Here is an 18,251-nt window from a genome sequence, read left to right as displayed (position 1 = left end):
GATTCAGAAATATGAGTGATCATTCCAGTTACCAGCCGTCGAGCGGCCTCGAGAAGTGGATCGACGCGAGGCTGCCGCTGCCGCGCATGATCTACGACAGCTTCGTCGCCTATCCGGTTCCCCGCAACCTGAACTACGCCTATACCTTCGGCGCCATGCTGTCGGTCATGCTGATCGTGCAGATCCTGTCCGGCGTCGTTCTGGCCATGCACTATGCGGCCGACACCAGCATCGCCTTCTTCTCGGTCGAGAAGATCATGCGCGACGTCAACAACGGCTGGCTCCTGCGCTACATGCACGCCAACGGTGCATCGTTCTTCTTCATCGCCGTCTACCTGCACATCGCCCGCGGCCTGTATTACGGCTCGTACAAGGCGCCGCGCGAAATCCTCTGGATCCTCGGCGTGGTCATCTACCTTCTGATGATGGCGACCGGCTTCATGGGCTATGTTCTGCCCTGGGGTCAGATGTCCTTCTGGGGCGCGACCGTCATCACCGGCTTCTTCACGGCCTTCCCGCTGGTCGGTGAATGGATCCAGCAGTTCCTGCTCGGCGGCTTCGCCGTCGACCAGCCGACGCTGAACCGCTTCTTCGCGCTGCACTACCTGCTGCCGTTCATGATCGCAGGCGTCGTCATCCTGCACGTCTGGGCGCTGCACGTCACCGGCCAGACCAACCCGACCGGCGTCGAGGTGAAGTCGAAGACGGACACCGTGCCGTTCACGCCTTACGCGACCCTCAAGGATGCCTTCGGCGTATCGGTCTTCCTGATCGTGTTTGCCTGGTTCATCTTCTACATGCCGAACTATCTCGGCCATCCCGACAACTACACGATGGCTGATCCGCTGAAGACGCCGGCTCACATCGTTCCGGAATGGTATTATCTGCCGTTCTACGCGATGCTGCGCGCCATCACCTTCAATGTCGGTCCGATCGACTCGAAGCTCGGCGGCGTTCTGGTGATGTTCGGCTCGATCATCATCCTGTTCTTCCTGCCCTGGCTCGACACGTCCAAGGTCCGCTCGGCCGTGTATCGCCCCTGGTACAAGCTGTTCTTCTGGATCTTCGTTGCCAACTCGATCATGCTCGGCTGGCTTGGCTCGCGTCCGGCAGAAGGCCTGTATGTCATCCTGTCGCAGATCGGCACGGCCTATTACTTCGGCTTCTTCCTCATCCTGATGCCGTTGCTCGGCCTGTTCGAGAAGCCTCGCCGCATTCCGAACTCGATCACCGAGGCGGTTCTCGAAAAGAGCGGCAAGTCCGCCGACGCAACCGTCTAAGCGCTGCGAGAGAGGGAAATAAGATGAAAAAGCTTGTTACAAGCATCGCTCTGATCGCAACCCTGGCCGGTTTTTCGTCCGGCGCATCGGCTGCGGAGGAAGGTCATGGCCTTGCCGCCGCCGTCGAGCACGCGGCAGCGACCAGCCACTATCCGATCCTCAAGCCGCATAATCTCGACTGGAGCTTTGCCGGCCCGTTCGGCAAGTACGACAAGGCCCAGCTGCAGCGCGGCCTGAAGGTCTACAAGGAAGTCTGTTCGGCCTGCCACTCGATGGAGCTGGTGCCCTATCGCACGCTCACCGATCTCGGATATTCCGAGGAGCAGGTGAAGGCATTTGCCGCCGAATACGAAGTCGAAGACGGCCCGAATGCCGACGGCGAAATGTTTACCCGCAAGGCCGTTCCGTCGGACTACTTCCCGTCGCCCTTCCCGAACAAGGAAGCGGCGGCTGCGGCCAACAGCGGTGCGGCTCCGCCGGACTTCTCGCTGATCGCCAAGGCGCGTGGCGTCGAGCGCGGCTTCCCGACCTTCGTCTTCGACATCTTCACCCAGTACCAGGAAGGCGGCCCGGATTATATCTACTCGCTGCTGACCGGCTACCAGGAGCCGCCGGAAGGCGTCGAAGTGCCGGAGGGGACCTACTTCAACCCCTATTTCGTCGGTTCCGCCTCGCTCGCCATGGCTCCGCCCATCAGCGATGACCAGGTCACCTACGACGACGGCACGCCGCAGACGCTCGACCAGTATGCCAAGGACGTGTCTGCCTTCCTGATGTGGGCGGCCGAGCCGCATCTCGAAGACCGCAAGCGCACCGGCTTCATGGTCATGGTGTTCCTGGCGATCTTCACGGCGCTGGTCTACCTGACGAAGAAGTCGGTCTACGCCAACAAGGAACACTGAGCTCTACGGGTTCAGACAGTGACAGGAAAAGGCGACCTTCGGGTCGCCTTTTTCATTGGTCTGCCTTCGCGAGACTTGATAATGTCGCCTGCAATCCTCCCAACACACCAATTCATCATGGACTTAACATGAACAATTTCGCGCTGGAGCTCGCTTCCTCGATCCGCTCCATTCCCGATTATCCGAAGCCGGGGATCATTTTCCGCGACATCACCACGCTGCTTGGCAATCCTCGCGCCTTTCGCCGGGCCGTCGACGAGCTTGTGCAGCCCTATGCCGGGCTCAAGGTCGGTAAGGTCGCGGGCATGGAGGCGCGAGGCTTCATCCTGGGCGGTGCACTGGCGCACCAGCTTTCGGCCGGCTTCGTGCCGATCCGCAAGAAGGGCAAGCTGCCGCACGAGACGGTCAGCATCGCCTACAGCCTGGAATATGGCGTCGATGAAATGGAAATGCATGTCGATGCGGTGGAGCGGGGCGAGAAGGTCATCCTTTGCGACGATCTGATCGCCACGGGCGGCACGGCCGTTGGCGCGGTCCAGTTGTTGCGCAAGCTCGGCGCCGATGTCGTGTCGGCCTGTTTCGTCATCGACCTGCCGGATCTCGGCGGCCGCAAGAAGCTCGAGGCACTGGGGGTCGAGGTCCGCACCCTGGTCGAGTTTTCCGGCCATTGAAGTTCGGCGCGGCCACACGGCGATCTGGGCGGTGGGCCCATCGCCGCGCTGCTCTGGTCTGCCCCAGCCCTGAGCACTTGCCATTCCGATGATCTCAGTTGGCGTCGTCCTTGACGACCGTCTTGGCTGGCTGCGGATCCTTGCCATTGTTCTCCCGGGCCCGAGTTTCCGGTCCGGCGACGATGATGCGGTGATCGAGGTCGCCCTTTGCCTCGGCCTCGTCCTGACGCTTGTCCTTGTGCATGGTCTGCTCCTGTTCTTGAGACAGGGATACAACGAACGCAAGGTCGGACGGTTCCATTCCCGGCCGCAGCCGTCTTGGTTATCGCCCGGCAAGGGCCAGTTTGATCCCGAGCAGCAGGAAGGCGGCGGCGAACGCCTTTCGGATCAGGCTTGTGAATCGCTTGCTGGACAGGACCCGGTCGCGGGTCAGCGCGGCAAAGATACCGTAAAGGGCGAAGACTGCGAAAGTCATCACCATGAAGGCCAAACCATAGCCGGCCATGGCGGCTAGGGCGCCCGGATCGTCGGGGCGGACGAATTGCGGCAGGAGTGCCAGGAAGAAGACCGATAGCTTCGGGTTCAACAGGTTGATCAGCACGGCGTGGCGTATGATCGAACCGGCGGTTCGCCTCTTCGCTTCGCTTGGCGGCGCGAGAAGTCGGGTGTCCCGCCACACATTGATGGCCATCCAGATCAGGTACAGCGCGCCGACAAGCTTCAGGATGTTGAACGCAGCGTCGTTGGTTGCCAGAACCGCTGCCAATCCAGCCATGGCGGCGGCCATGTGCGGCACGATGCCGAGCGTGCAGCCGAAGGCGGCGACCACGGCTGTGGAACGGCCATGGGCGAGGCCCATGGCGACGGTATAAAGGGCACCGGTCCCCGGCGTGGCAATGAGGATCAGCGATGTGAGGGTGAATTCCAGCAGCATGCTATCCGCTCCGTTGTCTTTCCAAGAAGGATAGCGACCACGCAGGCTGGCGGTCTTGAACGGAATTGCACGGGTCTTCACCGGGCATTGGAGAAGGCCGACGGCGTCAGCCCGTAGCGTCGGCGGAAGTCACGCGTCATGTGGCTTTGGTCGGCGTAGCCGGCTTCGAACGCAGCGGCGGCAAGGGGCCGACCCGCGATGATCAGCTTTCGGGCTCGGGAGGCGCGCTGCTGCATCAGGTAGGCGTGCGGTGTCAGGCCGGTCCATGCCACGAAGGCGCGGAGAGTCTGGAAGCGGCTGAGGCCGGCCTCGATCGCCAGTCCCTTGAGTGAATGGTTGACCGTCGGGTCGTCATCCAGAAGCGCTCGCGCCCGCCGGAGACCTGGATGCGGGCTGTCGGCAGCTTTCCCTTGAGGCTTCGTTATCAGCGATGCGAAAAGGCCGAGCAGGGTCTCGTCGGCCAGAAGGTCCGGCGCGGGCTGGTCCGGCGCGGTCAGGCGGTTGAAAGCAGAGCGGAAGGCGTCAGCGGCCATGCCCTGCCGCAGCACCGGCGCGGAGAACTCGAACTCTCCGGGAAATTCGAAACCTTGCAGCAATGAGGCCATGAGCGCTGGGGTCAGGTAGAACATGCACCATGCGCGAGGCTCGCCGCGCAAGGGTTCCCCGTCGTGGACCTCGCCGGGATTGACGGTGATCATGTCCCCAGCGCCGGCCGTCACCTGTCCGCGTCCGGAGGCGGACATTTGGCCGCCCCTGGAAATTGCGCCAATGCCAAACTCGTCATGCGTGTGGCGCGGGAAGCGATGGGCGGAGCAGGCGGCGATGACCGAAAGGCCGGCGCACCGGCTCGCCAACAGCTTGAACTCGCCCGCGTTCGGCCGCATGGCATCAAGCCTCCGTTGCCTTGCGGATGTCGTCCTCGATCGCTTCCGGCCTGGTTCCAGGGGCATAGCGGGCGATCGGCTGCCCATCGCGGCCAATCAGGAACTTGGTGAAGTTCCACTTGATGGCCTCGGTGCCGAGGATACCCGGCACCTCATGCGTCAGATACTTGAACAGCGGATGGGCGTTCGCTCCGTTGACCTCGACCTTGGCGAACAACGGAAAGCCGATCTTGTAGTTGATCTCGCAGAAGGCCTTGATCTCGTCCTCGCCTCCCGGTTCCTGTCCGCCGAACTGGTTGCAGGGGAAGCCAAGGACGACGAGGTCGCCGGCAAAGGTCTCCTGCAGCTTCTGCAGGCCCTCATATTGGGGCGTGTAGCCGCAGGCGCTGGCGGTATTGACGATGAGGACCAGCTTTCCGGCGAATTCGGACAGGTCGCGGTTCTTTCCGTCGATATCGACCGCATGGAAGTCATGGAGGTTCATGGGGTTTTCTCCGTCACGAATTCGAGGATCTTGGTCTTGAAGCGCAGCACGGGCTCGCCCTTCTGGTTGATGCCTTCGCCGAGGCCGACATTGAGGATCAGGCCCGGACGCGATGCGAGAGGCCGGCTTTCAAGGCTGGTCAGGCTATAGGTGATCGTGTCGCCGGCAAAGACCGGCTTCAGCCATTGCAGTTCCTCGAAGCCGGGAGAGGGGCCGAGCCTTGGGGGAACCAGACCCTCGGCCTTCAGCCGCTCGACCTCCGCGCCCCAGAAATCGATGAAGCAGCGCATCCATCCGGCGCAGGTGTGCCAGCCGGAGGCGCAGAGCCCGCCGAAGACGTAGGACTTCGCCGCATCGGCGTCGGTGTGGAACGGTTGCGGATCGAACTTTTCGGCGAACCGGATGATGTCCTCGGCGGTGAACAGGCGCGAACCGGTCTCCACCTTGTGGCCGGCGGGATAGAGTTCGATCATCCTCATGCGGCGTCCTCCGCATCGCGTCGGCGGAACATGATCGAATTGCGCGAGCGCAGGACGATCTCGCCGCGCTGGTTTTCCAGCTCGTGGTTCAAGGTGACGATGCCGATATGCGGGCGCGAGCGCATCGCTCGCGCCGCCTCGACGGTCGAGCGGCCCTTGAGCGTGTCCCCGGCAAGCACCGGCTTTCGCCACTCCATCACGTCGATGCCCGGCGCGCCCTCGGAAACGGAGGCGAGGAGATAGGAATCGATCATCATGCGCATGAACATGCTGCTGGTGTGCCAGCCGGATGCGCTCAGCCCGCCGAGGATGCTGGCCTTGCCGGCAGCTTCCGATAGATGCATCGGCTGCGGGTCGAATTCCGTCGCGAATTCAACAATTTCGTCGGCGCTGACGGTCTTCGGTCCAAGCGTGAATATCCTTCCTATGTGGAAGTCTTCGAAATAGAGTTTCGAGGATGGCATGCGACATTTCCTTGTGGGCGTTTCTGTGCAGAATGACCGTCGAGACGGGCAATGACAAGGAGCGCGGATGGCGGGATGGATCGAACAGGCGTCGTTCCTTTCGGAGCTCGACCGTGAGGCCCGCCGTCAGCTTGAGGTTTTGCGGCCGCAGCATGTGCCGGACCGGACAACGCTGTTTCGACCCGGCGACCAGGCCGAGGCCTTCGTCATCCTGCTATCCGGCCGCATCGGCGTCTATCTCACCGGTCGTGGCGGGCGCGAACTTCTGCTCTATGCCGTGACGCCCGGCGAAACCTGCGTGCAGACCACGCTCGGTGTGCTGGGCGGGGCGGCCTATACCGGCGAGGCGGTGGCGGAGAGCGATCTCGTCGCCGTGATGGTGCCCCAAGCCGTGTTTGAAACCCTGATGGCGATCTCGGCCGCGTTCCGCAATTTCGTGTTCCGCGCCTTTGCGGCGCGTCTCAGCGATCTGATGTTCGTCCTCGAACAGGTCGCTTTCGTCAAGGTGGAGAAGCGGCTCGCCCTTGCGCTGATCGAGCGGGCCGCCGGCGGCGACGTGATCGAGGCGACGCACCAGGAACTGGCTGCGGTGATCGGGACGGCGCGCGAGGTGGTGTCGAGGCGCCTGGAGGCTCTGGCCTCGAAAGGGATCGTCGTCAATGAGCGCGGGCTGATCCGCGTGCTCGACGCGGCCGAACTGGGGCGCATGGCCACTTCGCCGAAAGCGTGACTTAGTCACTGACATGTCTTTGGCCGCAGCTATGATGATTTTACTGTGCAACCTGCCCAGCATCGAAAGGGAATGCCATGTTCGCCAAGAATGTCGGATCGATCGATCGTATCCTGCGCATTGTCGTCGGTCTCGTCGTCCTGTCGCTGTTCTTCATCTATCCGGACGCCTCGTGGCGTTACTGGACGCTGATCGGCGTCGTCCCGCTGCTCACGGGCCTCCTCTCGACTTGCCCGCTCTATTCGCTCTTCGGCATGTCGACCTGCCCGATGAAGAAGGTCTGAAGACCGGAGCCTGATGTCGCCGGATCTTCGGATCCGGGATCGGTGGTCTTGACGTCGACACAATGAACCAAAGTAAAACCGCCGCCCTTCACGAGAGGGGCGGCGGTTTCAAATTCGTGTGTGAAGCCTGGTCCTGTCAGTCCGTCTCAGGTGTTGAAACGGAAGTGGATCACGTCGCCATCCTGGACGACATATTCCTTGCCTTCGTCGCGGCCCTTGCCGGCTTCCTTGGCGCCGACTTCACCCTTGAAATTGATGTAGTCGTCATAGGCAATGGTGAAGGCGCGGATGAAGCCGCGCTCGAAGTCGGTATGGATGACCCCGGCGGCGGCCGGTGCCTTGGTGCCGCGGACAATGGTCCAGGCGCGGGTTTCCTTGGGGCCGACGGTGAAATAGGTGATGAGATCCAGCAGGTGATAGCCGGCACGGATCAGGCGGTCGAGGCCGGCTTCTTCCAGGCCGAGTGCTGCGAGAAATTCCTTGGATTCCTCTTCCGGCAACTGGGCGACCTCCGCTTCGATCGCAGCCGAGATGATCACGCATTCGGCACCCTGTTCGGCTGCCATCTTGGCGACGGCTTGCGTGTGCTCGTTGCCGGTCGCAGCGTCGGCTTCCGCGACGTTGCAGACGTACAGCACCGGGTGGGAGGTCAGGAGATTCAGGCCCTTCAGCACCTCGATCTCGTCGGCGGCCAAGGTCTTCAGCAGCAGGCGGGCCGGTTTGCCCTCGTTCAAGAGCTTGATCACGGCTTCCATGACCGGCAGCTGGGCGAGCGAATCCTTGTCCTTGGAAGCGGCGCGCTTGCGGGTCTGTTCGACGCGGCGCTCCAGGCTCTCGAGGTCGGCGAGCATCAGTTCGGTTTCGATCGTCTCGGCATCGCCGACCGGGTTGATGCGGCCTTCGACATGGGTGATGTCGTCGTCCTCGAAGCAGCGCAGCACGTGCACGACGGCATCGACTTCGCGGATGTTGGCGAGGAACTTGTTGCCCAGACCTTCACCCTTCGAGGCACCGCGGACCAGGCCGGCGATGTCGACGAAGGAGATGCGCGTCGGGATGATTTCCTTCGAGCCGGCGACGGCTGCGAGTTTCTGCATGCGCGGGTCGGGAACGGCGACTTCGCCGGTGTTCGGCTCGATCGTGCAGAACGGGTAGTTGGCGGCCTGCGCCGCCGCCGTCTTGGTCAGCGCGTTGAAGAGGGTGGACTTGCCGACATTGGGCAAGCCGACGATACCGCATTTGAAGCCCATGGCCAGAGTACCTGCTTAGCTTGGAATGATCTTTGCCCACGCCTATGGGATAAAGGAAGGGTGCGGTCAAGTCTCTGGAGCGGTGCGGACCTTCTGCGCCACCGTCGACGGTCGCGGTCAGATGCGCTAGAATGCACCCGCCGGGCCGGTCGCCAAAGGGCCGGGACCCGATGTCATCGCTGGAGAGGTTCCGATGACGGGAGACGATGTCGCCCTCAAGCCGAAGACCGTGACCAAGCCCAAGCCGGAGCGGCCGAGGCTCTACAAGGTCCTGTTGCTCAATGACGATTACACACCGCGCGAGTTCGTCACCCTGGTGCTGAAGGCGGTGTTCCGGATGAGCGAGGAGACCGGCTACCGGGTAATGATGACGGCCCACAAGTTCGGCTCCGCCGTGGTTGTCGTCTGCGCGCGCGATATTGCCGAAACGAAGGCCAAGGAGGCGACCGATCTCGCCAAGGAGGCGGGCTTTCCGCTGATGTTTACGACCGAGCCGGAGGAGTGATCGGCCGACCTGAAGGGCGTCGGCGGTAGAGGTAGTCGTCGGCAAGACCGAGGCGGCGGCAGGCCTGGACCGGTGCGGACGACGGCAGCATGATGTGTTCGGCGCCAAAGGCCGCAGCCTTCACCAATGCCCGCTGCATGGGGGTAAGCGATCCTAACTGCCGAAGCCCAAGCCTGTCGCGCACCCAGGCGGGTAAGAGCTCGACGGCCGCGGTGATGAGCAGTTCCTGGAAGGGCCGCAAAGCCGTCGGCAGGGCGGGAACCCTGCGGACGATATCGAGGAATGCAAAGACGACCTCCGATTTTACCAGCCGCGGCCGCATCACCTCGAACAGCATGTTCATCTCGGAGACAGAGACGGGCGCACTCGTCGCGCCGTAGAGGTCGGCTGCCGCCTTTCCCTCGGCGAGGAATCGGTTGCGCTCCTCGTCGGAAAGCGGACGGGCATAGCGATGATAGGCCTCCATGAAGCCGAAGGCGGCGGTCGCCTGAACCCAGTCCAGCAGGATCGGATCATCGGCGCGGTAGGGCTTGCCTTCCGTCGTCAGGCCGGTCACCGAGCCGTGACGGCGGTTGACGCCCTTGATCATCGCTTCTGTCCTGCTGCGTGCGCCATAGACGGTGATCATCGCGGCAAGCCCGGTGCGCTGCATGCGCGCAAGCGCGTCGGTCGTGAAACTGCTGTGCTGCCAGACCCCGTCGCGCACATGCGGTTCGGCCAGTTTGAGAAGAACGGCGGCGATGCCGCCAATGAAGACGGTGACCGGGTTCTTGAACACCTGCCAGGAAACCGAATCCGCCGGCACCAGCGCCGATTCGCCTTGCGGCGTGGAGAAGTCGAAGGTCATGCCCTTGGGCTGGGACAGCTTGAGGGCGAAGAGATCAAGTCTGCGGCTCAAGGGACCGGGCAGGGGCAGCGGAGATAAGGCGAGTTGCATGAGGGGGCCTCCAGGGCTGGTCAATGCCTCAGCGGCCATCCTTGTTCCGCCGCTCAGGTCGGCGAAGCCTGGCGGGGTGGGATCCGGCGGACCTCCAGCCCATGTTTCGTCAGGTCGAAGCCGCAGTTCCTGTAGAAGTCGAGCGTGCCGGGCCGCTTTCCGCCCGTCTGCAGACGAACCGTGTAGCAGCCGGCGTCGAATGCCGCATCGATCGCGGTCCTGACCGTCTGGCGTCCAAGGCCGGTGCGGCGATGCGCCCCGTCGGTCACGACGTTCTCGATGAAGGCGTAAGCCATGCCGCCACGGGTGAGATTGGGCACCACGATCAGGACGCATGTGCTGGCGAGAATGCCGTCGGCAAAACCACCGAACACGGTAAGGCCGTCACGTTTCAGCATTTCATCGAATCGTGTCTCGGCCAAGGCAGGAGCAAGCGGCAGGTCGTCTTCGATCAGCTGCGCATAGAGCGCGAGCAGGCCGGGCAAATCGCCTTTCTGCAGTGGGCGGACCTCGACGGTCTTCGACATGGCGTCAGTCGTCCTTCTTGCCGAACATGCGCTTCAGCATTTCCGCCATCGGCCCGGTTTCCGGCAGCTTCTTCGGCTGGGCCGTGTTGCGCGCCTGGCGGATATGCGACTGGCCGGCCGGCTTGGCCGCTTTGGCCGGGGCGGGGGCCTCCCCCTTAGCCCCGGTGGCGAGGGCCAGCTTGTTCATCAGCTTGCCGTCGTCGCCCTTGACCAGCAGGTCGGCATTGTCGGCGATGGCGTCGAGCAGCGGTTCCAGCCAGATGCGATCGATCTTGGCGAAGTCGCCGAGCACATGACCGTGCACGCGATCCTTGTCGCCCGGATGGCCGATGCCGAGGCGAATCCGGCGATAGTCCTTGCCGCAATGGGCGTCGAGGGACTTCAGTCCGTTATGGCCGCCATGGCCGCCGCCGACCTTGATGCGCACCTTGCCGGGCAGGAGGTCGAGTTCGTCATGCACGGCGATAATGTCGCCGGGGCCGAGCTTGTAGAAGCGCATGGCTTCGCCAACCGATTCACCGGACAGGTTCATGAAGGTCTGCGGCTTCATCAGCAGCACCTTCTCGCCGGCGATCTCGCCATCGGCGATCTCGGCCTTGAACTTCTTCGCCCAGGGCGAGAAGGAATGGCGCCTGTGAATGGCGTCCACCGCCATGAAGCCGATATTGTGGCGGTTGTCCCGGTATTGCGCGCCGGGATTGCCGAGCCCCGCTATGATGATCATGAGCCATGTCCGTCGGTGGTGAAAGGTCACCTCTCAGCACCGCGAAACGGCGGCGTTGTCAACCCGCTTTGCGGTGGGCGAGCGGCGCGTCGGTCAGTCGCCGGTCGGCATCTTGTACTTCTCGAAGATCGCCTTCTGCGTCCCGTCGGCGATCAGCTTGTCGAGCCCGGCCTGCATTTCGGCGAGCAGCGCATCGGGAAAGTCGATGTTGCAGGCAATGGCGAATTTCTGTTCGGAGAGGATGAACAGCGCCTCGATGGCATTGCCCTCGGCCCTGAGGTCCTGGAAATATTTCTCCGAAATCGGCATCAGGTCGATGCGGCCGCTCATCAGCTTCTTGAAGGTGAGCTTCAGGTCGGTGGCGAGGTCGACCTTGGGGAAACCGTTCCGCTCCAGCAGGTCCTGCGTGTAATCGTTGCGCTGGGTGCCGACCGTGTACTGGCGTGCCTCCTCGATCGAGCGCGGCTTGATGCCGGACGCTCTGTTGGCAATCATCACATTGCGATCGATGGCGAGCGGCTCGACCCATTTGAAACGCTTGTCGCGCTCGGCGATATGGGCGGTGGTGAAGACGCAGTGTGTCCTCTCGCTCTCGGCGAGCTGGAGGGCGCGGGCCCAGGGCATCATTTCGATCGTATGATCGGCCTTGACATATTTCATCAGGCCGACCGTCTGTTCGTAGCCGACGCCCTTGAGTTCGCCGCCCTCGCGATAATTATAGGGCGGATAGTCCTCGGTGGTGAAGTGGATGGTCTCGGCACCTGCGGCGCCGGCCAATGTCATCGACAGGAGAAATGCGGCGTATTTCATAGGCACTTTCCTTCGCGATATGAGGGGTGCTCAGGCGACCGAGCCCCCGCGTCTTGGTGAATTTATCAGGGTCTTGATCAATTGGCGGACCGGCTGCGGCCGGGCGAACAGATAGCCCTGACCGAGATCGACGCCGAACTGTCGCAGGATCTCTTGCTGCTCTTCGGTCTCGATGCCCTCGGCGACCACCGTGCATTCCATCTTGTGGGAAATCGCGGTGATGCCTTCGACCAGCATGCGGCTCTTGTGCTGCAGTTCCGGCTCCTCCGCCGAAAGCGAGCGTATGAAGGACTGGTCGATCTTGACGATGTCCACGGGAAAGCGGTTGAGGTAGCTGAGCGACGAGTAGCCCGTGCCGAAATCGTCGAGCGCAGTGCGGCAGCCGAAGCGGTTGAATTCGTCGAGAATGGTGCGGATCTGCGGATTGTCGTGCAGAAGGGTCGCTTCGGTGATCTCGATGACGATGCGGTGCGGCGCGATGCCATGTCGGGCTGCGAGCGCCGCGAGCCGGATCGGCATGGTCTGTTCGAACTGAAGCGGCGAGAAATTGATGGCGATGTAGGCGTCGAAATCACCCGTCGCCTCGGAAAGCTGCACGAGATTGGCGAGCGCCTTCTCGAGGATGCGGTTGCCGATGCGGGTGATGGCGCCGGTCTCCTCGGCGATCTTGATGATGTCGGCGGGAGGGAGCGTGCCCTTGATCGGGTGTTCCAGCCTGAGCAGGGCCTCGTAGCCGACGACATGACCATCCCCAAGGTCGACGATCGGCTGGAAATAGGCCTCGAACCAGTCCTCGTCGAGTGCGGTCTCGATGTCGCGTTCGATGGCGGCGCGCTGGCGGGTCGTGTCCTGGATCAGCGGATCGTAGAGCAGCGCGCCGTTCTTGCCGTCGCGCTTCTTGCTGTACATGGCCATGTCGGATTTCTGCAGCAGTTCGGCGGCATTGCCGGCATGGCGGGGATAGAGTGCCACGCCGACGCTGGCGCTGAGGCGGACGGTCACGCCTTGTACCAGAAGCGGCTGTTCGAAGGTGGCGCAGAGGCGATGGCTGAGTTCCAGCGCGTCATGCTCGACCTTGGCCGATCGCAAGAGGACGGCGAATTCGTCGCCGCCGAGGCGCGCGGCGACCGCGCCGGGCGGCAGGAGCGGACGCATCAGGTCGACCAGCATGCGCAGCACCGTGTCGCCGGCCTGATGTCCCAGATTGTCGTTGATCCACTTGAAACGGTCGAGGTCGACGAAGATGCAGGCGAGTTCGCCGTTCATCGCGTCGGTCGCGCGGATCTCGATGTCGAGCGCGTTCTCGAAGCCCTGGCGGTTCATCAGGCCGGTCAGGTGATCGGTGATCGCCTGGCGGTGATTGCGGGCCTCGGATTGCTTCAACGCCGTGACATCGGTCATGACGCTGAGGGAAAGGCCGGTCTCGCCGGACGTGCCTTCCTTGCTCGCCTCGACGATCAGCACATCCATCAGATTTCCGTCGGCGCGGACGAATTTGGTCGTGCTCTCGACGACCGCGTCGCTTTGGCTCTTCTGGCGCTTGCGCTCCAGATAGGCCTCGCGCGCCTCGGCGTGCACGAGATCTGCAAAGCGCTTGCCGAGAACCTGCGGACGCTCGTAGCCGGTGGCCAGCAGCCAATAGTCGCTGACACCGGTAATGCGGTCCTGCTCATCGAGCGAGAACAGCATGGCCGGGGTCAGATTGTAGATATCGGTGGCGCGCCGATGGGCGATCTTGAGCTCGCGTTCTTCCTGCTCGAGCTGGATCTGCATGGCGTTGAAGCTTTTCGCCAGCTTGCCGATCTCGTCGTTCGACTGCCAGTCGACGTGATGGCGCGAACCGAGCTGGCGGGTCGCCTCGATCGCGCCGGCGAGCTTCATCAGCGGCTGGATGATCATGATGCGATTGCCGAAGATCGCGGCAAGCACGACGCCGAGGACGGCGACGATGAAAATGCCGATCAGGATGGCTTCGGCATCGCGCAGCGAGGACAGCGCATCGAAGCGACCGTAGTAGATGGTGATCGTTCCGACCTGCTTGCGACCGTCGACGCCGTCGTAGACGATTTCACGGGTCTTGGATTCCACGCCGGATTTCGGCCAGGTCGGCAGGGGGGGCATGGAAACATTGATGCCACCGGACAGATCCCTGACCTGAACCTTGCTCACGGCATTGGCGGAGACGATCGTTGCCGCGATCTGCTCGACGCTTTCGCGGTCGAAATCCCACATCGGCTTGGCGAGCGCCTGGGAGTTGGTGGCCAGCAGGATTTCCACATGGTCGTGCAGTTCCCGGGCTGCCCGATCCGAGGAGAGGGTCAGAAACAGGGCGAACAGCGGCACCACGAGGATGAAGACGGTGATGGCGACGATCGCCAGGAATCGGCTTTCGATCGACCGGGTCATGCCGCGGCGGCCCCATCAATTCCATGAGGGTTCTTGATCAATGCCAAGACCATATGCTCCCCGATACCCCACAACGAGGATGCAGGTTTTCATATCTTTGTTAAATCTCGCTAAAGGGGTGGTGCGAAATCAAGCGTGCAAGCTGCAATTGTCACGCCATTCCAGACACGAAAAATCCCGCCTCCGGAGGGAGGCGGGATCATCATGCGGCAGGAGTTCTGCCGAACCTTATCAGGCTTCTTCGGTCTCGGCTTCGGAGACGCCACCGGCCGGAGCAACGATCGTGGCGATCGTGAAGTCGCGGTCGGTGATGACCGGGGTCACGCCAGCCGGCAGCTTGACATGCGAGATGTGCAGGCTGTCGCCGATCTTGTGGCCGGCGAGGTCGACGGTGATGAATTCCGGAATGTCGTTGGCCGGGCAGTGCAGCTCGACTGCGTGACGCACGATGTTCAGCACGCCGCCGATCTTGATGGCCGACTTCTCTTCGTTGATGAAGTGAACCGGAACCTCGACGGTGACCTTGCTGTCGGCGGAGACGCGCAGGAAGTCGACGTGCATGGTGAAGTCACGCACCGGATCGAGCTGGTAGTCCTTCGGCAGGACGTTGATCTTCTCGCCGTTGACTTCGATGGTGGCGATGGTGGTCATGAAACCGCCGGCGTGGATACGCTTCGTCACTTCGTTGGTGTTGAGCGAGATGGCAATGGGGGCCTGCTTGTCACCATAGATGACAGCGGGAATCAAACCGTTGCGGCGAAGTTCGCGGGAGGACCCCTTACCTACCCGTTCGCGCGCCTCGGCCTTGAGCTCGTAAGAAGAGTGGCTCATGGCAGTTCCTTTCAAGTTGTCTGGAGAGTCCCGAAGGCGCACGTCAATGGCGCCGGTCGAAACCGGGGTTCTGGCAAGAACCTCATCCGCGTTGCCTCCAAGGGTGTCTACACGGACGGGCGCGCTATAGAACAGAAGCGTGGAAAAGGCAAGCTTTGCCGGGAGGTTTTGCCGCAAGGCGTCGGTGAACGGCTTTTTGCCGGTTCTGCCGGTCCCTGTCTGGTCCAGGCATCTGCACGCCCGCGGACCTGTCGCACATCTGCGACAGTTTGACCAATGAAGATGCCGCGCTTCTTGTTTCAGCTGATCGTCATTGAAAGAGTCATGCGACATGGGCATTATCGCTTTGGGAGGAGCCGATGCGCCAGCCATCCAGCCATTCGGACTTGGTCTATGCAACCGCGCTGCAGAATTCGGCGGCTGCGAGTTCGCCGATCGCCGCCTCGTGGCGGCGCTGCCTGAACCTTCACCAGCTTGCACCGGAAGAGGGGCGCAGGCCGGTGCTCGCCGACGAGGCCGTCTTTCGCTACGCCCGTGAGCGGATGGACCACCTGGTGACGGCCTGCGCCGACGAGGTGGACCGCCTCTATCAGACCGTCGGCCGCTCCGGTTGCTGCATCGTGCTGTCCGATCGCGACGGCATCGTGCTCGATCGACGGGGTGCGGCCGGCGACGATGCGGATTTCCGTGAGCTTGGCCTGTGGCAACAGAATGTGTGGACCGAGGCGAGCGTCGGCACCAATGGCATCGGCACCGCGCTTGCCGACGAGCGCGCGGTCATCATCCATCGCGACCAGCATTTTCTCAGTGCCAATATCGGGCTCTCCTGTGCGACGGCGCCGATCCGCGACCATATGGGGCGGGTCGCGGCGGCGCTCGATATCTCGACCTGCCGGACGGATGTGACCGACATGACATTGTCGATCCTGTCGCAAGCGGTGCGGGACGTTGCCGCACGGGTCGAGGCGACATTGTTTAGGAATGCCTTCCCGGGTGCGCGGATCATCATGGTGCCGACCGCCCATGCCGCGACAGCGGCGCTGATCGCGGTCGATTGTGACGATCTCATCCTCGGGGCCACCAAGGCGGCGCGGACGGCGCTCAAGCTCGACGATCAGCGCATCGCCCAAGGGCTTCCGGCGGCCGACGCCTTGCTCGAGAGCCGTGGTGATGCCAGCTCCGATCTGGACGACGCAGAGCGGGCGGCGCTGCGCCGCGCGCTTTCGCGCACCAACGGCAATGTCTCGCAGGCCGCGCAGGTTCTCGGCATCAGCCGCGCCACCCTGCATCGCAAGATGAAGCGTTATTCGCTGCAGTAGGACCGCTTTCGCATATGTCGCATTCCTGAAACACTGTGCGCTGCGGTATGAATTCGGGTCTCTATCGTTCCTCGGCAAAACTTAGCAATCATCCTCTCATCGGTCCGTTGGAGGGACCTTGTCAGGGAGGATGATAGCATGAATATTCAAGTCCAGACCGTTGCGGGTACGCCTTTCAAGCTCAAGTATGGCAATTTCATCGGCGGCGAATGGCGCGATCCGGTCAATGGCCGCTACTTCGAAAACACCACGCCGGTGACCGGGGCCAAGCTGTGCGATGTCGCGCGCTCCGACGAGCAGGACATCAACCTGGCGCTTGATGCCGCCCATGCCGCCAAGGACAAATGGGGCCGGACCTCGACCACCGAACGCTCGAACATCCTGATGAAGGTGGCGCAGCGGATGGAGGACAATCTCGAGCTGCTCGCCCGCGCCGAAACCTGGGACAACGGCAAGCCGCTGCGCGAGACCATGGCCGCCGACATTCCGCTGGCGATCGACCATTTCCGCTATTTCGCCGCCTGCATCCGCGCCCAGGAGGGCACGATCGGCGAGGTCGACCACGACACCATCGCCTATCATTTCCATGAGCCGCTCGGCGTCGTCGGTCAGATCATTCCGTGGAACTTCCCGATCCTGATGGCCGCCTGGAAGGTCGCACCGGCACTCGCCGCCGGCAATTGCGTGGTGTTGAAGCCGGCCGAGCAGACCCCGGCCTCGATGCTGGTGCTGATGGAACTGATCGGCGACCTGCTGCCGCCGGGCGTCTTGAACGTCGTCAACGGTTTCGGCCTGGAAGCCGGCAAGCCGCTCGCCACCAGCCCGCGCATTGCCAAGATCGCCTTTACCGGCGAGACCTCGACCGGCCGGCTGATCATGCAATATGCCAGCCAGAACCTCATTCCGGTGACGCTGGAACTCGGCGGCAAGTCGCCGAACATCTTCTTCGAGGACGTGATGCGCGAGGACGACGACTATCTCGACAAGGCGCTGGAAGGGTTCGCGATGTTCGCGCTCAACCAGGGCGAGGTCTGCACCTGCCCGAGCCGCGCGCTGGTGCATGAAAAGATCTATGATCGTTTCATGGAAAAGGCGCTGAAGCGCGTTGCCGCCATCAAGCAGGGTAACCCGCTCGACATGTCGACGATGATCGGCGCTCAGGCCTCCAGCGAGCAGCTGGAAAAGATCATGTCCTACATGGATATCGGCCGGCAGGAGGGCGCCGAAGTGCTGATCGGCGGCGAGCGCAACAACCTCTCCGGCGATCTCGCCGGCGGCTATTATGTCAAGCCGACGGTGTTCAAGGGCCATAACAAGATGCGGGTGTTCCAGGAGGAAATCTTCGGCCCGGTGGTATCGGTCACGACCTTCAAGGACGATGCCGAAGCGCTCGAGATCGCCAATGACACGCTCTACGGTCTTGGTTCGGGTGTGTGGAGCCGCGATGCCAATCGCTGCTACAATTTCGGCCGCAACATCCAGGCCGGCCGTGTGTGGACCAATTGCTACCATGCCTATCCGGCGCATGCAGCGTTTGGCGGCTACAAGCAGTCCGGCATCGGTCGCGAAACGCACAAGATGATGCTCGATCACTACCAGCAGACCAAGAACATGCTGGTCAGCTACAGCCCGAAGGCGCTGGGGTTCTTCTGAGGCCTCAGCTGCCCTCAGTCGGCCACATAAGAAAGACCCCCTCTGGCCTGCCGGCCATCTCCCCCACGAGGGGGGAGAAGAGACGCGGAAGCCGCTCGTTTCCATCCTCAGACGGCACGGCTGGGTTAAGCCCTCCCCCTTGTGGGGAGGGCTTAACCCAGCCGTGCCGTCTGAGGA

Annotated in this window: 21 protein-coding genes; 8 read left to right on the top strand and 13 right to left on the bottom strand. The window is 62.6% G+C overall.

The annotated features are described in order from the left end of the window. The first annotated feature begins 11 nt into the window (after nucleotides 1-11). The 3 genes from DYZ14_RS20790 to DYZ14_RS20780 all read left to right on the top strand — a co-directional run bounded on the left by DYZ14_RS20790 (nucleotide 12) and on the right by DYZ14_RS20780 (nucleotide 2,853). Entirely contained in the window at nucleotides 12-1,280 is a 1,269-nt protein-coding gene (locus DYZ14_RS20790; protein WP_154722465.1) for a cytochrome b, read from the top strand. A 23-nt stretch (nucleotides 1,281-1,303) separates the two neighbouring features. Continuing rightward, nucleotides 1,304-2,182 (top strand): cytochrome c1, encoded by an 879-nt coding sequence (locus tag DYZ14_RS20785; RefSeq protein WP_154722464.1) that lies wholly within the window; start codon nucleotides 1,304-1,306, stop codon nucleotides 2,180-2,182. Nucleotides 2,183-2,310: 128 nt separating this feature from the next. Beyond that, the gene (locus DYZ14_RS20780) at nucleotides 2,311-2,853 is read left to right on the top strand and encodes an adenine phosphoribosyltransferase (protein ID WP_154722463.1); all 543 of its coding nucleotides are present in this window, start codon (nucleotides 2,311-2,313) and stop codon (nucleotides 2,851-2,853) included. A gap of 94 nt (nucleotides 2,854-2,947) precedes the next feature. Here the strand turns inward: DYZ14_RS20780 and DYZ14_RS20775 are convergent, their stop codons facing one another. The 6 genes from DYZ14_RS20775 to DYZ14_RS20750 form a co-directional block, all read right to left on the bottom strand. Continuing rightward, the gene (locus tag DYZ14_RS20775) at nucleotides 2,948-3,097 is read right to left on the bottom strand and encodes a hypothetical protein (protein WP_154722462.1); all 150 of its coding nucleotides are present in this window, start codon (nucleotides 3,095-3,097) and stop codon (nucleotides 2,948-2,950) included. 78 nt (nucleotides 3,098-3,175) lie between these two features. Next, complete coding sequence (locus DYZ14_RS20770) at nucleotides 3,176-3,787, bottom strand: LysE family translocator (RefSeq protein ID WP_154722461.1); 612 nt, start codon at nucleotides 3,785-3,787, stop codon at nucleotides 3,176-3,178. A 77-nt stretch (nucleotides 3,788-3,864) separates the two neighbouring features. After that, nucleotides 3,865-4,671 carry an AraC family transcriptional regulator gene (locus DYZ14_RS20765; RefSeq protein WP_154722460.1) on the bottom strand — a complete coding sequence of 269 codons (807 nt, stop codon included), beginning with the start codon at nucleotides 4,669-4,671 and terminating at the stop codon, nucleotides 3,865-3,867. A 4-nt stretch (nucleotides 4,672-4,675) separates the two neighbouring features. Further along, nucleotides 4,676-5,155 carry a glutathione peroxidase gene (locus DYZ14_RS20760; RefSeq protein ID WP_154722459.1) on the bottom strand — a complete coding sequence of 160 codons (480 nt, stop codon included), beginning with the start codon at nucleotides 5,153-5,155 and terminating at the stop codon, nucleotides 4,676-4,678. After that, nucleotides 5,152-5,634 carry a MaoC family dehydratase gene (locus tag DYZ14_RS20755; RefSeq protein WP_154722458.1) on the bottom strand — a complete coding sequence of 161 codons (483 nt, stop codon included), beginning with the start codon at nucleotides 5,632-5,634 and terminating at the stop codon, nucleotides 5,152-5,154. The genes DYZ14_RS20760 and DYZ14_RS20755 overlap by 4 nt, the downstream gene beginning before the upstream one ends. Continuing rightward, nucleotides 5,631-6,098, bottom strand: coding sequence for a MaoC family dehydratase (locus tag DYZ14_RS20750; protein WP_154722457.1), 468 nt, complete (start codon nucleotides 6,096-6,098; stop codon nucleotides 5,631-5,633). The genes DYZ14_RS20755 and DYZ14_RS20750 overlap by 4 nt, the downstream gene beginning before the upstream one ends. A 67-nt stretch (nucleotides 6,099-6,165) precedes the next feature. Here DYZ14_RS20750 and DYZ14_RS20745 point away from each other — a divergent pair, with 67 nt between their 5' ends. Further along, nucleotides 6,166-6,828: a Crp/Fnr family transcriptional regulator gene (locus DYZ14_RS20745; RefSeq protein WP_154722456.1), complete on the top strand. Its 663-nt coding sequence runs from the start codon at nucleotides 6,166-6,168 to the stop codon at nucleotides 6,826-6,828. A 77-nt stretch (nucleotides 6,829-6,905) separates the two neighbouring features. Next, nucleotides 6,906-7,112 (top strand): YgaP family membrane protein, encoded by a 207-nt coding sequence (locus DYZ14_RS20740; protein ID WP_115671629.1) that lies wholly within the window; start codon nucleotides 6,906-6,908, stop codon nucleotides 7,110-7,112. A gap of 146 nt (nucleotides 7,113-7,258) precedes the next feature. Here the strand turns inward: DYZ14_RS20740 and ychF are convergent, their stop codons facing one another. After that, complete coding sequence (ychF, locus tag DYZ14_RS20735; RefSeq protein WP_115671630.1) at nucleotides 7,259-8,362, bottom strand: redox-regulated ATPase YchF; 1,104 nt, start codon at nucleotides 8,360-8,362, stop codon at nucleotides 7,259-7,261. A gap of 193 nt (nucleotides 8,363-8,555) precedes the next feature. Here ychF and clpS point away from each other — a divergent pair, with 193 nt between their 5' ends. Beyond that, nucleotides 8,556-8,867 carry an ATP-dependent Clp protease adapter ClpS gene (clpS, locus tag DYZ14_RS20730; protein WP_154722455.1) on the top strand — a complete coding sequence of 104 codons (312 nt, stop codon included), beginning with the start codon at nucleotides 8,556-8,558 and terminating at the stop codon, nucleotides 8,865-8,867. Here the strand turns inward: clpS and DYZ14_RS20725 are convergent. From DYZ14_RS20725 to DYZ14_RS20700, 6 genes are all read right to left on the bottom strand, one after another. Continuing rightward, nucleotides 8,845-9,804: an oxygenase MpaB family protein gene (locus tag DYZ14_RS20725; RefSeq protein WP_154722454.1), complete on the bottom strand. Its 960-nt coding sequence runs from the start codon at nucleotides 9,802-9,804 to the stop codon at nucleotides 8,845-8,847. The two genes, clpS and DYZ14_RS20725, sit on opposite strands and share 23 nt — an antisense overlap. Nucleotides 9,805-9,857: 53 nt before the next feature. Continuing rightward, nucleotides 9,858-10,331, bottom strand: coding sequence for a GNAT family N-acetyltransferase (locus DYZ14_RS20720; protein ID WP_154722453.1), 474 nt, complete (start codon nucleotides 10,329-10,331; stop codon nucleotides 9,858-9,860). Between the two features lie 4 nt (nucleotides 10,332-10,335). After that, entirely contained in the window at nucleotides 10,336-11,055 is a 720-nt protein-coding gene (gene pth / locus DYZ14_RS20715) for an aminoacyl-tRNA hydrolase (RefSeq protein WP_154722452.1), read from the bottom strand. A 93-nt stretch (nucleotides 11,056-11,148) separates the two neighbouring features. Next, entirely contained in the window at nucleotides 11,149-11,865 is a 717-nt protein-coding gene (locus DYZ14_RS20710) for a substrate-binding periplasmic protein (protein ID WP_154722451.1), read from the bottom strand. A 30-nt stretch (nucleotides 11,866-11,895) separates the two neighbouring features. Continuing rightward, a complete protein-coding gene (locus DYZ14_RS20705) occupies nucleotides 11,896-14,271 on the bottom strand; it encodes an EAL domain-containing protein (RefSeq protein ID WP_154722450.1) in 2,376 nt (791 codons plus the stop codon). A 231-nt stretch (nucleotides 14,272-14,502) separates the two neighbouring features. Beyond that, entirely contained in the window at nucleotides 14,503-15,102 is a 600-nt protein-coding gene (locus DYZ14_RS20700; protein WP_115671637.1) for a 50S ribosomal protein L25/general stress protein Ctc, read from the bottom strand. A 359-nt stretch (nucleotides 15,103-15,461) separates the two neighbouring features. On the opposite strand from DYZ14_RS20700, the gene DYZ14_RS20695 reads away from it, so the two are divergent. Continuing rightward, nucleotides 15,462-16,421: a helix-turn-helix domain-containing protein gene (locus DYZ14_RS20695; RefSeq protein ID WP_154722449.1), complete on the top strand. Its 960-nt coding sequence runs from the start codon at nucleotides 15,462-15,464 to the stop codon at nucleotides 16,419-16,421. A gap of 138 nt (nucleotides 16,422-16,559) precedes the next feature. After that, nucleotides 16,560-18,074 (top strand): aldehyde dehydrogenase, encoded by a 1,515-nt coding sequence (gene adh / locus DYZ14_RS20690; protein WP_154722448.1) that lies wholly within the window; start codon nucleotides 16,560-16,562, stop codon nucleotides 18,072-18,074. The last annotated feature ends 177 nt before the right edge of the window (nucleotides 18,075-18,251 follow it).

Origin of the sequence: Ciceribacter sp. T2.26MG-112.2, from assembly GCF_900492205.1 — a bacterium.
Taxonomy (GTDB): Bacteria; Pseudomonadota; Alphaproteobacteria; order Rhizobiales; family Rhizobiaceae; genus Allorhizobium; species Allorhizobium naphthalenivorans_A.
This window is presented reverse-complemented; position numbering and strand designations above follow the sequence as displayed.

Bases quoted from the DNA above. Each gene is read 5' to 3' on its own strand.
- DYZ14_RS20790 (WP_154722465.1), top strand. From the start codon at position 12: ATGAGTGATCATTCCAGTTACCAGCCGTCGAGCGGCCTCGAGAAGTGG.
- DYZ14_RS20785 (WP_154722464.1), top strand. From the start codon at position 1,304: ATGAAAAAGCTTGTTACAAGCATCGCTCTGATCGCAACCCTGGCCGGT.
- DYZ14_RS20780 (WP_154722463.1), top strand. From the start codon at position 2,311: ATGAACAATTTCGCGCTGGAGCTCGCTTCCTCGATCCGCTCCATTCCC.
- DYZ14_RS20775 (WP_154722462.1), bottom strand. From the start codon at position 3,097: ATGCACAAGGACAAGCGTCAGGACGAGGCCGAGGCAAAGGGCGACCTC.
- DYZ14_RS20770 (WP_154722461.1), bottom strand. From the start codon at position 3,787: ATGCTGCTGGAATTCACCCTCACATCGCTGATCCTCATTGCCACGCCG.
- DYZ14_RS20765 (WP_154722460.1), bottom strand. From the start codon at position 4,671: ATGCGGCCGAACGCGGGCGAGTTCAAGCTGTTGGCGAGCCGGTGCGCC.
- DYZ14_RS20760 (WP_154722459.1), bottom strand. From the start codon at position 5,155: ATGAACCTCCATGACTTCCATGCGGTCGATATCGACGGAAAGAACCGC.
- DYZ14_RS20755 (WP_154722458.1), bottom strand. From the start codon at position 5,634: ATGAGGATGATCGAACTCTATCCCGCCGGCCACAAGGTGGAGACCGGT.
- DYZ14_RS20750 (WP_154722457.1), bottom strand. From the start codon at position 6,098: ATGCCATCCTCGAAACTCTATTTCGAAGACTTCCACATAGGAAGGATA.
- DYZ14_RS20745 (WP_154722456.1), top strand. From the start codon at position 6,166: ATGGCGGGATGGATCGAACAGGCGTCGTTCCTTTCGGAGCTCGACCGT.
- DYZ14_RS20740 (WP_115671629.1), top strand. From the start codon at position 6,906: ATGTTCGCCAAGAATGTCGGATCGATCGATCGTATCCTGCGCATTGTC.
- ychF (WP_115671630.1), bottom strand. From the start codon at position 8,362: ATGGGCTTCAAATGCGGTATCGTCGGCTTGCCCAATGTCGGCAAGTCC.
- clpS (WP_154722455.1), top strand. From the start codon at position 8,556: ATGACGGGAGACGATGTCGCCCTCAAGCCGAAGACCGTGACCAAGCCC.
- DYZ14_RS20725 (WP_154722454.1), bottom strand. From the start codon at position 9,804: ATGCAACTCGCCTTATCTCCGCTGCCCCTGCCCGGTCCCTTGAGCCGC.
- DYZ14_RS20720 (WP_154722453.1), bottom strand. From the start codon at position 10,331: ATGTCGAAGACCGTCGAGGTCCGCCCACTGCAGAAAGGCGATTTGCCC.
- pth (WP_154722452.1), bottom strand. From the start codon at position 11,055: ATGATCATCATAGCGGGGCTCGGCAATCCCGGCGCGCAATACCGGGAC.
- DYZ14_RS20710 (WP_154722451.1), bottom strand. From the start codon at position 11,865: ATGAAATACGCCGCATTTCTCCTGTCGATGACATTGGCCGGCGCCGCA.
- DYZ14_RS20705 (WP_154722450.1), bottom strand. From the start codon at position 14,271: ATGACCCGGTCGATCGAAAGCCGATTCCTGGCGATCGTCGCCATCACC.
- DYZ14_RS20700 (WP_115671637.1), bottom strand. From the start codon at position 15,102: ATGAGCCACTCTTCTTACGAGCTCAAGGCCGAGGCGCGCGAACGGGTA.
- DYZ14_RS20695 (WP_154722449.1), top strand. From the start codon at position 15,462: ATGCGCCAGCCATCCAGCCATTCGGACTTGGTCTATGCAACCGCGCTG.
- adh (WP_154722448.1), top strand. From the start codon at position 16,560: ATGAATATTCAAGTCCAGACCGTTGCGGGTACGCCTTTCAAGCTCAAG.